Source organism: Bartonella sp. AP57NXGY, from assembly GCF_042195805.1.
In the GTDB taxonomy this organism is placed as follows: Bacteria; Pseudomonadota; Alphaproteobacteria; order Rhizobiales; family Rhizobiaceae; genus Bartonella.
This window is the reverse complement of sequence record NZ_JBHIOZ010000540.1, coordinates 1-683: the sequence shown is the minus strand read 5'-3', so window position 1 is coordinate 683 and position 683 is coordinate 1. Positions and strand designations below refer to the sequence as shown.

Annotated in this window: 1 protein-coding gene and 1 pseudogene; both read right to left on the bottom strand. The window is 36.0% G+C overall.

Annotation, left to right across the window (positions count from 1 at the left end; genetic code table 11):
- Positions 1–7: 7 nt before the first annotated feature.
- Positions 8–127 (bottom strand): type II toxin-antitoxin system RelB/DinJ family antitoxin, encoded by a 120-nt coding sequence (locus tag ACFIL8_RS11915; RefSeq protein WP_375681285.1) that lies wholly within the window; start codon positions 125–127, stop codon positions 8–10.
- Positions 128–295: 168 nt separating this feature from the next.
- Positions 296–683, bottom strand: a pseudogene (locus tag ACFIL8_RS11910) (adenosine monophosphate-protein transferase); the annotation flags it as partial.

The following is a 683-nucleotide window of genomic DNA, read 5'->3' as shown; positions in this document are numbered from 1 at the left end:
ACTTCTCTTAACCCTTGTTACTTTTCTCAAAAGTTTTAAGCGTTTTCTCATGAAGAATATACATATCAAACGGCAATCCTCTTTCATCAACAACTTTTGTCAAAGCAATACGGATGAAATCAGACACCGTAAGTCCTAAACTTGCTAATATTTCACCGGATTTTTTTTAACGCCCTATCTATGCAGGCACATACAACATCTTTTGTCACACCCATATTAAACACCTCCTTTGATTACCTCTCTTTTACCGTATGGCTTAATAGGGCTTATACAGTATAAGGCTTTATCCTTGCCCTTACCGTATCATATCTATTGATCTTGCACGCGCTATTGCGTTGATTTTCTCCTGTTGTCTCTGTTGCAAAAACTTAACTGCCATTTGAAACTCTTTTATGCGTTCTTTATTATAAGACTGTTCTTTGGGGATTGCTTTTGATAAATCAAAACCATATTTATGAATGGCATCATGTCCAAAACGTTTATCTAAAACACTTTGTAGCTTTAAAAACTCTTGATTAACCTGCTCTGGTATCTTTGAATAACTATCACAACCAGCTTCAACATTTTTCATAAAAGTCACTGCTTCTTGTGAAAGTGACGGAACCTCAACTTTTAACTGTTCACGCTCCCGTGTAACACTAACCATCAGCGTCTCATAAGAATTCTCATAAAAGGATTGAAGC